The sequence below is a fragment of the Deltaproteobacteria bacterium genome (assembly GCA_016875225.1).
Lineage (GTDB): Bacteria > Myxococcota_A > UBA9160 > SZUA-336 > SZUA-336 > VGRW01.
The window spans coordinates 1-10,878 of record VGRW01000099.1; the positions used below are offsets into that span (position 1 = coordinate 1).

At 68.6% G+C, this 10,878-nt stretch carries 10 protein-coding genes; 8 read left to right on the forward strand and 2 right to left on the reverse strand.

The annotated features are described in order from the left end of the window. On the reverse strand, window positions 1-267 hold a 267-nt coding region (locus tag FJ108_16340; protein ID MBM4337456.1), incomplete at its 3' end, for a hypothetical protein. Window positions 268-377: 110 nt separating this feature from the next. Between FJ108_16340 and FJ108_16345 the strand changes: the two genes are divergently transcribed. From FJ108_16345 to FJ108_16375, 7 genes are all read left to right on the forward strand, one after another. Beyond that, a complete protein-coding gene (locus FJ108_16345) occupies window positions 378-1,505 on the forward strand; it encodes a HAMP domain-containing histidine kinase (protein MBM4337457.1) in 1,128 nt (375 codons plus the stop codon). A 9-nt stretch (window positions 1,506-1,514) separates the two neighbouring features. Next, window positions 1,515-2,960, forward strand: a complete 1,446-nt coding sequence (locus tag FJ108_16350; protein ID MBM4337458.1) for a sigma-54-dependent Fis family transcriptional regulator — start codon at window positions 1,515-1,517, stop codon at window positions 2,958-2,960. A gap of 219 nt (window positions 2,961-3,179) precedes the next feature. Then, the gene (locus FJ108_16355; GenBank protein MBM4337459.1) at window positions 3,180-4,655 is read left to right on the forward strand and encodes a hypothetical protein; all 1,476 of its coding nucleotides are present in this window, start codon (window positions 3,180-3,182) and stop codon (window positions 4,653-4,655) included. Between the two features lie 34 nt (window positions 4,656-4,689). Next, window positions 4,690-5,574 (forward strand): DUF2075 domain-containing protein, encoded by an 885-nt coding sequence (locus FJ108_16360; protein ID MBM4337460.1) that lies wholly within the window; start codon window positions 4,690-4,692, stop codon window positions 5,572-5,574. A gap of 18 nt (window positions 5,575-5,592) precedes the next feature. Further along, window positions 5,593-6,444: a CpsD/CapB family tyrosine-protein kinase gene (locus FJ108_16365; protein ID MBM4337461.1), complete on the forward strand. Its 852-nt coding sequence runs from the start codon at window positions 5,593-5,595 to the stop codon at window positions 6,442-6,444. Between the two features lie 30 nt (window positions 6,445-6,474). Then, entirely contained in the window at window positions 6,475-7,653 is a 1,179-nt protein-coding gene (locus FJ108_16370) for an undecaprenyl/decaprenyl-phosphate alpha-N-acetylglucosaminyl 1-phosphate transferase (protein ID MBM4337462.1), read from the forward strand. Between the two features lie 8 nt (window positions 7,654-7,661). After that, window positions 7,662-9,116: an O-antigen ligase family protein gene (locus FJ108_16375; protein ID MBM4337463.1), complete on the forward strand. Its 1,455-nt coding sequence runs from the start codon at window positions 7,662-7,664 to the stop codon at window positions 9,114-9,116. Here the strand turns inward: FJ108_16375 and FJ108_16380 are convergent. Next, window positions 9,089-9,445, reverse strand: a complete 357-nt coding sequence (locus FJ108_16380; GenBank protein MBM4337464.1) for a cupin domain-containing protein — start codon at window positions 9,443-9,445, stop codon at window positions 9,089-9,091. The genes FJ108_16375 and FJ108_16380 overlap by 28 nt on opposite strands. Window positions 9,446-9,522: 77 nt before the next feature. On the opposite strand from FJ108_16380, the gene FJ108_16385 reads away from it, so the two are divergent. After that, on the forward strand, window positions 9,523-10,878 hold a 1,356-nt coding region (locus FJ108_16385), incomplete at its 3' end, for a sigma-54-dependent Fis family transcriptional regulator (GenBank protein MBM4337465.1).

A 10,878-nucleotide genomic window follows, 5' to 3' on the forward strand; every position in this document is an offset into this window, starting at 1 on the left:
GGGATTGTCGAGCGAGAGCATCGGGATGGCGTGCTCGACCGGCCGAAAGCCGCCGACCGGCGCCCCGCCGACCCGCTGCGAGGGCGATTCGGGCGTCACCCACCCCGGATTCGCGGCTTCGAGCTCCAGCAGCTCGCGAAAGAGCCGGTCGTATTCGGCGTCCGCGATCTCGGGGGCGTCGAGCACGTGGTAGAGCCGATTGTGCCGTTCGAGCTGCTCTCGGAGCTCCAGCAGTCGAGCGTGCTGCTTCGCCGTACCGGTCGCCACCGAGGCCCATCATGCCCAGCAGCGACCCGAGGCGCCAGCCGCGCCAGGACCCTCTCTCGCGGGCGAGGTGAGAAGAAAAGGTTCACCTTTGGGTAAGCTGTGCGCCCAGAATGCCGAAGAAGAGCCAGATGACCTCTGCTAGCCCTCTCGTATCTTCGGACGAAATCCAGCCGCTTCTCGACTGTCTCGATTCGGGCTTGCTGCGCATCGCCGGCGACCGAATCGCCTCCGCGAACGCGGGGTTCGCGCGAATGGCCGGGCTTCCGGCGGACGAGCTCGCGGGCCGCGCGCTCGCCGAGCTCTTCGTCGATCCGGGCGATCTTCCCGTCGCGGTGCTCGAGCCGGGTGACGGATTCCAGCTTCGCGATCTGCAAGGCCGCTTGCGCTCGGTCTCGCTGCGACGCGTCTCACCTGAGCTCTGGCTCGTGCTCGACCGCGAGCGGGAGAGCCGGCTCGAGCGCGAGATCTGGCGCCTGGCCAGCGACCTCGGCGACGAGCGCGAGCGCAACGCCGGGCCGTCTGCGCAGCTTGCAAAGCTGGACCAAGCGCTCGGAGGCGAGCAGATCGGGATGATCGAGCACGAGATCCGGACCGCGGTGACGGCGGTGCGCGGCTATCTGCGCTGGCTCGCCAGCGAGGGCGACCGTCTGCTGGACCCCGAGCACTGGAATTTCGTGCGCGAGGCGCGCCGAGCGATCGAGCGCGTCGGCCCGCTGCTGGACAACCTGCTGGAGCTCGCGCGCGAGGGCGAGGCGCTGCCGAGCACGCGAAAGCCGCTCAAGATGCACGAGGTTCTCGAGCTCGCCCTGCGCACCGCGAAGCCGCTGCTCGCGGAGCGGGGGATCACCGTCGAGCGCGAGTTCAGCGCCAGCCCGGATGCCCTGGTCGGCGATCCGGATCGGCTCGAGCAGGTCTTCGTGAACTTGCTCGCGAACGCGGCGGCGTACTCGCCGAGCGGCGGCCGGGTCCGCCTCGCGACCGACCTCGCCGAGCTCGACGGGGGCACGGTTCTTCAGGTCGCCGTCGCTGACCAGGGCCCCGGCGTCTCGCGAGGCGACGTCGAACGGATCTTCCGGGCGTTCGTCCAAGGGCACCACTCGGCGGGCGTGGCGTCCGGCGGCGTGGGTCTGGGGCTCGCGATCTGCCAGCGCATCGTGAGCGCCCACCGAGGCAGGATCGAGGCGGTGCCCGACCTGGGCCACGGGCTCTTCCGCGTGACACTCCCGAGCGAGAGATAGAGGAAAGCGATGACCCGACCCGGAACGGCGCGAACGGTGCCCCAGCGCAAGCAGATCCTCGTCGTCGACGACGCCGAGGTGATCCGCACCTACCTGAAGAACCTGTTGCCGATGAAGGGCTACGACGTCCTGGTCGCGGAGGACGGGATCAAGGCGATGGCGCTGTTGAACGGCGGCGCGCGTCCGGACGTGGTGGTCCTCGACGTCATGATGCCCGGCATCGACGGCATCGAGACGCTCGGCAAGATCAAGCAGCTCATGCCCGAGGTCCCGGTGATCATGCTGTCCGTGGTCGGAAAGGCGGGCACCGTGGTCGACGCGATGAACCTCGGCGCGGCCGACTACATCAACAAGCCCTTCGAAGAGGAGGAGCTCGAGATCGCGCTGAAGAAGGTTCTCGAGGTCGAGAGCCTGAAGGGCGAGCGCGAGGACCTGCGCGATCGCCTGCGCGCGCACGAGGCGCACGAGCGCGCGAGCTTCCTCTGGGCCTCCGAGAAGATGACGCGAATCCGCGACATCCTCGAGCAGGTCTCCGACGCGGACGTCACGATCCTGATCCACGGCGAGAGCGGCGTGGGCAAGGAAGTCGTCGCGCGCACCACGCACGAGTTCTCGACCCGGCGCGACCAGCGCTTCGTGAAGGTGAACTGCGCGGCGCTGCCGGAGGAGCTGCTGGAGAGCGAGCTCTTCGGCTACGAGCGCGGCGCCTTCACCGGCGCCTCGTCGCGCAAGGCCGGCAAGTTCGAGGTCGCCAGCGGCGGCACGATGTTCCTGGACGAGATCGCCGAGATGAGCCCGAAGCTGCAGGCCAAGCTGCTGCAGGTCCTCCAGGACGGGGAGTTCTCGCGCCTGGGCGGCGACGTGGACGTCCGGGTGGACGTGCGAGTCCTGGCGGCCACGAACCGCAACCTGGAGGAGATGGTCCGCCAGGGGACGTTCCGGGAGGACCTGTACTACCGGCTGAACGTCGTGAACGTCTACGTGCCTCCGCTGCGCGAGCGCAAGGAGGAGATCCCCGTTCTGGTCGAGCACTTCCTGGCCATGTACAGCGCCAAGTACGGGCGCCAGCGCAACCCGATCTCGGACCGGCTGATGCGCGGCTTTCTGTCCTACCGCTGGCCCGGCAACGTCCGCGAGCTCGAGAACATGGTGAAGCGCATCGTCGTCCTACAGAGCGAGGATGCGATCGCGGACGAGATCTTCGGAGCGCCCGGCCCGAGCACGGCGCTCGAGCCGGTGGCGCGCGCGTCCGCGCCGGCCGCGGCCCCCGAGGACGACGCGAACGCCGTATCCCTGCGAGACATCGGACGCCGCGCGGCCCGCGACGCGGAGCGCGAGGCCCTCCGGCGGGTTCTGTCCCAGACCAACTGGAACCGCAAGAAGGCGGCTCGAATCCTCGAGGTCTCGTACAAGACCCTGCTGCAGAAGATCAAGGAGTGCGGGCTGGGGGAATGACCGGCCTACCTCGTCTGCTCTCGCCGAGTCACGTGCGCTTCCCGTAATATGTAGGCATCTTCCCATCGCCCCCCCCACCGGGCGCCTCGGGCATCCGGGCACTTGGCACGCTTGTGGCATGATGCCCGGCCCAGACGCCACTGGGTTCCAGACTCGGGGCTGCCGTTTGTCTCGCCCCATGCGAGCGCGATCCGCGCTCGGTACGGAGAGGATCTAGAGATGGCCGCCAGGGACATGCGCAACGAAGCCGGGATGAGCTTCGGCGACCTTTACGGGGTGATGCGCCGCCGACGCTGGTGGTTCATCGTTCCGATGTCGGTCGGAGTGGTGGCCTCGCTGGTTCTGGCTCTGACTCTGCCGGCGGAGTACGAGGCCGTCGCGACGGTCACCGTCGAGCCTCCCGTGATCCCCGACAAGCTCGCGCCGAACACGATCGCGTCCGACACCGAGACGCGGTACGAGAACCTGAAGCTCCAGCTGCTCGCGCGAGACAGCCTCTCCAGCATCATCACCGACTTCAAGCTCTTCGAGGGCGAGACGACCGCGCGCGAGGTTCAGGTCGAGGAGATGCGCGAGAGGATCTCGATCGCGCCGCTGCCGCCGGCGATCGTCGACCCGCGCAAGCCCGTCGAGCTGAACTCGTTCCGCGTCTCGTTCCGCTTCTCGGATCCGAAGATCGCGGCCGAGGTCTCCAACCGCCTGGCGCGCGATTTCATCTCGGCCAACCTGCGCGACCGCACGAGCCTGGCCGACGGCACCATGGAGTTCTTCGACCAGCAGCTCCAGAAAGCGCGCGCGAGCCTCTCCGACGTTGCGCGGCAGATCACGGACTACAAGGAGAACTTCCAGGGCGAGCTGCCCGAGCAGCTGCTCCTGAATCGCGACCGCCTGGAGCGGAACCGCTTCGATCTGGCCGGCACCGAGGCGAAGCTCGAAGAGGCGCGCGACCAGCACCGGCTGCTGAGCGAGTCGCTCCGGGAGATGCGCCTGGCCACGACCAGCGACCAGAGCGATCCGAGCCTGCGCCGCCGCACGCTCGTGATCGAGCTCAATCGGCAGCTCGCTCTGGGCAAGACGGAGAAGCACCCCGACGTCGTCCACACCCGGGCCGAGATCGACCAGCTCGACGGGCTGATCGCCGAAACCGAGGACGAGCCGATGGCGGCCTCCAAGGAAGAGCTCGCCATGCGCGACAAGCTGCGCGACTACGAGGTCGCGGCGAAGGTGCTCGCGGGCGAGGTGGAGCGGCTGAAGGCCGACATCGCCGAGTACGAGCAGCGGATCGAGAACACGCCGCGGCGCGCCGCGGAGCTCGACCACCTCGAGCAGCAGTACAAGAACATCAACGAGTCGATCCGCACCCTGCAGCTGAAGCAGGTCGACGCCGAGATCGGCAAGACGATCGAGACCAACAACAAGGGCGAGCGCTTCAGGGTCGTGGAGTCGGCGGAGATTCCGACCTCGCCGATCAGTCCGAACCGCCCGGTCTGGTTCACCGCCGGCACGCTGCTCGGGATGATGTTCGGACTCGGACTGCTGGTGCTGCGCGAGATGAGCGACCGGAGCTTCCACAGCGTGATGGACGTGCAGAATTCGCTCGGCCTGCCGGTGCTCGCGGCCGTGCCGCAGAGCGCGCTCGGCGCGCGGCCCCACGGCCGCTTCAGCCTGTCGCGCTTCGGGTTCGCGCGTGTATAACGCCTTCTTCGAATTCGCCTCGGATCCGTTCCGGGTGAATCCTGATCCGCGCTTCCTCTTCATGTCGGAGGGGCACGCGGAGGCGCTGGCGACGCTCGTCTACGCGGTGCAGGAGCGCAAGGGCTTCATCACGCTCACAGGCGAGGTCGGGACCGGCAAGACGACGATCCTGAACGCGCTGCTCTCGCGGCTCGAGTCGAACGTGCAGACCGCTTTCGTGTTCAACACATCGCTCGAGGTCGAGGATCTGTTCGCGACGATCCTCGAAGAGCTCGAGATCGAGCCGGTGGTGCCGTTCCGAAAGAGCGCCGCGCTCTCGCGCCTGAACCGTCACCTGATCGATCGGCTAGAGCGCGGCCTCACGACGCTGCTGATCGTCGACGAGGCTCAGAATCTCTCGGAAGCGCTGCTCGACGAGATCCGGATGCTCTCGAATCTCGAGACGCCGCAGTCGAAGCTGATCCAGATCATGCTCGTCGGGCAGCCGGAGCTCGCCGAGAAGCTGGCGCAGCCGCAGCTGCGCCAGCTCCGCCAGCGCGTCGAGCTGCGCCATTCGATCCGGCCGCTCCACGCGCAGGAGACCGCGGCCTACGTGCGCGAGCGCCAGACCGTGGCGGGCCATCCGCGCGGCGACGTCTTCACCGCCGCCGCGGAGCGCGCCGTGTACCGCTTCTCGAACGGAATTCCGCGGGTGATCAACGTGCTCTGCGACAACGCGTTGATCGTCGCGTTCTCGCGCCAGTCGAAGCGCGTCTCGGCGGAGATGGTCGACTGCGCGGCGCGGGACATCGGTCTGCTGGAGAGGGCTGCGAGCAAGCCGCTCGGGGACGAGCGCGAGGGGAGCGAGCGCCCCCCCAGGCCCGGCTTTCTGCGTCGGTTGCTGCGTCGGCGCAATTTGGAACCCGCGCCCGAGCTCTAGGTCCAGGGAGGTTCGTTCATGGGCAAGATCCACGATGCGCTTCGCAAGGCCGAGGAGATGCGCGGCAGCGCGCCCGCCGCGGCCGCACGAGAGGCCGACACCGAGATCGAGGTGCGCGGAGCGCCGCTCCAGGCGCCGGCAGTGCATGCGCCCGCGAAGCGGCGCAGCTGGCTTCCGCGCCGCAAGGCGAAGTCGCCTGCGGCGATTCGCTCCGAGGCGCCGATCTCGACCGGGGAGTCGACCCTCTCCGAGGAGTACCGGACACTGCGCGCGCGCATCCAGTCGCTGCGCCGCACTCGGGAGCTGCGCAGCATCGTCGTCACGTCGACGCGGCCCGGCGAGGGCAAGACGACGACGGCCTCGAACCTGGCCCTGGGTTTCGGCTTGGCCCGCGAGGGACTCACCTGTCTGGTCGACGCAGATCTGCGTACGCCGCGAGTGCACCGGGTGTTCCGGGGTGAAGGCGCGTTCGGCATCGTGGAGGTGCTCGAGGGCGACGCGAAGCTCGACGAGGCACTGGTCGCGGTGCCCGATACGCGGCTCCTGGTGCTGCCGGTCCGCGCGCTGCCGACCGCGCCGTCAGAGCTGCTGGCATCGCGGGCGATGTTCGATCTGGTCGCGGAGCTGCACACGCGCTTCTCGACGGTGATCTTCGACGCGCCGCCGGTGCTCGGGCTGCCCGACACCGTCACGCTCGTGGACCTGTGCGACTCCGCGCTCTTCGTCGTGGGAGCCGGGATCGCCCCGCGCGACGACGTCGAATCGGCGCTGGAACGACTCGATGCGAGCAAGGTGGTGGGCGTGGTCCTGAACCGCTGCAGCAGCAGCGAGGTTCCGTTCGCGGGCACCTACGGCTACGGCAAGAGCTGACGAAGGGGGCGCCCCGAGGGCGAAGCTTCGATGTTGACCTTTGCTGCGATCCTGATCGTCCCCTGGCTGTTGGCGTTGCTGCTGACGCCCGCGGTGATCCGGTTCGCGCAGTCACGCGGCTATCTCGACGTTCCCACCGCGCGCAAGGCGCACAAGGCGCCGGTCGCCCTGCTCGGCGGAATCGCGGTCTTCGCGTCGATCGCGGTCGGACTGCTGCTGGTCTCGATCTTCGTGACGCCCGTGCGCGAGGCGCTGTTCGGCTACGCCTCGCTGGGCGCGCTCGGTCTGGGCGCGCTGCTGATGGTGGCGCTCGGCACCTGGGACGACTTGTACGACATGCGGCCGATGACCAAGCTCGCGGGCCAGATCGCGATCGCGTCGCTGACCTGGGCCATGGGATTTCGCGCTGGAGCGATCGAGCTGCCGTTCGAGCTGTTGCTCACCTCCGCGGCGCCTGTCTCGTTCCTGGTGACGGTCGGCTGGATCGTGATCGTCTCCAACGCCTTCAACCTGATCGACGGGATCGACGGGCTGACCGCGGGCGTCTCGGTGATCACCGCGCTCACCGTCTTCCTGCTCGCGAACCAGAACGGCGCGACCGTGCCGGTGATCGCGGCGCTGGCGCTGTCGGGCGCGTTGGCCGGGTTCCTGCGCTTCAACCTTCCGCCCGCGCGGATCTTCCTCGGCGACGCGGGAGCGCTCTCGATCGGCTACGTCACCGCCGTGCTGGCGATGGCCTCGTACCAGAAGTCGCCGGCGGCCGTGGCGCTGATCGTGCCGCTGCTGGTGCTCGGCCTGCCGCTGCTCGAGCCGATCCTGGCGGTGCTCCGGCGCGGACTCTCGCACCTGCGCAAGCGCGGCGCCGAGGGCCTGAGGCCCGGCGAGATGCTGCGCGCCGTCACGCTCGCAGACCGCGGGCACCTGCACCATCTGCTGCTGCGCAACGGCCTCTCGGTTCCCGAGTCCCTGGCGGTGCTCTACGCGATCTGCATCGCGCTGGCAGTGGTGGGGCTGGGCACGCGCGACGCCAGCTCGACGCTGCGCTGGGGCTTGTTCGGGGTGCTGGTGGCGTGTGGCTTCGCGGCGCTGCGGGGGCTGGAGCGACGCGCGCAGCGACGCGACCGGGAGCAGCAGGCCAGGCTCGAGAACGAGAGCGGCGCGCAGCCGGCACCATCGCTCGCGGAGGGCAGCCGGCGCGCGGCCGGCTGAGCGTACGAGTGCTCGAATACCTCGCATATCCCTACAGCGTGCTCGTGGTGATCGACGTCGCGCTGCTGTTCTGGCGTCCCGTTTGGGGGCTCGCGCTCCTGGTCGCGATCTTTCCGATGGATCCCTGGTCGCCCCGCCTGCCGGTGCCGGGGATGAACACCTCGACGATCCTGATCGGCGTGGCGCTCGCGATCACCGTGCTGCGGTTCGGCGCTCGGCTTCCACCACTTCGCTACTCGGGACCGGTGCTCGCGTTCATGGCAGTCATGGGGATCGCGTTCATCGTCTCGATCCCATGGGCCAACGGCTTGCGGGCCGTCGACGGAAGTCCCGCGGTCTGGTTCATCTTCAAGCACGTGAAGAGCATGACCTTCACCGCGCTGCTCTTCTTCTCGGTCTACTGGTGGATCCGCGAGCCCGGGGACCGGCAGAAGATGCTGTTTGCGCTCTGCTTCGCGATGCTTCTCTCGAGCGTCGCGGGGATCGTCGACTTCGCGTTCCACATCAACCCGAGGGTCGTCGACGGCAGGGAGCGGGCGAACGGCTTAATCGACGACGCCAACGGAATGGCCGAGTCGATCGGCCCGCTGATGTTCGTTCCGCTGTACTTGCTGATGCGCGGTCGCGAGTTCGGTCGGGGCACGCGTGTCTTCGCGGCCGCGAGCTACGGGTTCGCGGTCGTGGCGATGGTGCTCTCGCTCTCGCGCGGCAACTGGATCGCGTTGCTGGCGGCTCACGGGGTGTTCCTGTTGCTCGTGAATCGCAGACTTCTCGCGGCCTCGGGTGCGACCGCCGCGATCCTGCTACCGCTGGGTCTGCCACTCATGCCGGGAATCGTGCGCGAGCGGATCGAGGGGACCACGACGTCCGGATCGACGGTCTACCAGGTGCCGCTCGCGGTGAATATGGAAGGCTCGGCGGCGGCGCGCGTCGTGTTCGCGCGCGTCGGTCTCGACATGTTCCTGGAGTCGCCGGTCTGGGGCCACGGACTCAACTCGTTCTCGTTCCGCACCCCCGAGTTCGGCGCGAAGTACGGCGTGCTCGGTCACAAGGACCCTCACAATCTCGTCGTGATGATGGCCTCCGAGGCGGGCCTGATCGGTCTTGCCATGCTGGCCTGGCTGATCTTCGCGATCTTCCGCTGCGGCCGCGTGCTCTGGCGCTCCGGCTCGAAGGACCATCTGCTCGGCGCGGTGCTTCTGGCGGCCGCCACTCACGACTTGATTGGAAACCTGTCCTCGACGGCGCTGCTGCACGTGCCCCAGATCTCGGCGCAGTTCTGGGTGATGTTCGCGCTGGTGGCGCGCGCGTGTGCGGAGCGGTTCTCCGAGCGGGAGGTCGCGGAGACCGCGCCGGTCGCGGCAGGCCGCTGGCGGCGATTCGCGAATCGATCGCCGATCGCGCTGCCGCAGACGTCGCCCGCGCGGATCTACGCTCAGCCCGAGTCCGGCGCGCGCCCGTAGTCGTCGTGGATTCGAACCACGTCGTCGATCTCGGGGGTCGAGACCTCACAGAGATCGCACTCGGAAACCGCCTCGAAGCGGTGCCGGAGTCCGGGAGCGATTCGCGCGCTTGCACCCGGACCGAGCTCGCAGATCTCGAGCTCGCCGGCTCCGTTCTCGAGCGTGAGCCTGAGCCTGCCTCGGAGCACGTAGATCGACTCGTCCTTCTCCCGGTGCAGCTGCAGCGAGAGGCGCTCGCCCGTGCGGATGGTCAGGATCTTGCCCAGGTAACGTGGGGTCTCGGCCCAGATCACTTCGTGGCCCCACGGTTTCTCGATCCGCCTCGACATCGCTTCGAAGCTACCACGCGCGATCCGGAGCCACGACTCCATGACTTCTCCGCGGCTGAGTTGCGCGGGAGTCGCCGATGACTGCTTTTCGGAAGTCGCCTACCCAGCGGCCGACGCTTCCCCAGGCTTCCGTTCCGCAGCGACCCGGCCGGGTCTTCCCGCTTGGCACGCTTGTCGCAGAGATTCGCGCTCGCCGGAAGCGAAGGCGGAGTCAGAGCCCGATGAAGCCCCCCCTCACACTCCTGGTCGTGGACGACGATGCGGGAATGCGCGCCTGGCTCGCCGCCTTCGCGGCCGAGCAAGGCTGGGCCGTCGACTGCGCCGGATCGGGGGAACAGGGCCTCGAGCTCCTCCGCGAGCGCATGCCCGATCTGGTGACGCTGGACCTCTCCCTGCCCGGGATCGACGGTCTGGCGACGCTGCACCAGCTCCGCGCGCTCGCCCCGAGCGTTCCGGTGATCGTGCTCTCGGGCGTCGCCGATACGCGCGTGATCGCGCTCGCGATGAAGCACGGCGCGACCGATTTCCTGCGCAAGCCGTTCGAGCCGCAGGAGCTCGAGGCCGCGTTCGCGAAGGCGGTCGGGCGCCGCGAAGTCCCCGAGCAGGCCGGCTCGGTTGGAATCGTGTTCGCGGGCCGGAGCCGGAAGATGCGGCTGGTCGAGGAGATGATCGATCGGGTCGCGGACACCGACATCACGGTGCTGATCCGAGGCGAGAGCGGAACCGGAAAAGAGCTCGTCGCGCGCACGCTCCACGCGCGCTCGAGCCGCGCGCGCCGCGCCTTCGTGAAGGTGAACTGCGCGGCGCTTCCCGCGGAGCTGCTCGAGAGCGAGCTCTTCGGCTACGAGCGCGGCGCGTTCACAGGCGCTTCGAGGCGCAGGCTCGGCAAGTTCGAGCTCTCGCACGGCGGGACGATCTTCCTGGACGAGATCAGCGAGGTTCACCCGGGTCTGCAGGCGAAGCTGCTGCAGGTGCTGCAGGACGGCCACTTCTCGCGGCTCGGCGGCGAGGCCGACATCTCCGTCGACGCGCGCGTGATCGCGGCGTCGAATCGCAATCTGGAGACCGCCGTGCGTGAATGCACGTTCCGCGCGGACCTGTTCTACCGGCTGAACGTCGTCACGATCCAGCTGCCGCCGCTGCGCGAGCGAAAGGAAGAGATCCCGTTCCTCACCGACTTCTTCCTCGAGCGCTACGCGCGCGAATACGGGCGGGATCCGAAGCCGCTGCCGGCGGAGCTTCGCGACGCGCTTTCGAGCTACGATTGGCCCGGGAACATCCGCGAACTCGAGAACCTGGTGAAGCGCGTGGTCGTGCTCGACTCGGTCGCTCCGGCGATCGGTGAGCTTCGCGCGCGAACGGCCAACCCGAGCCGGCCGGAGCCGACCGCGTTGCCGATCACGGACCTGCAGCGCTTCCTCGCTGGCGAGACG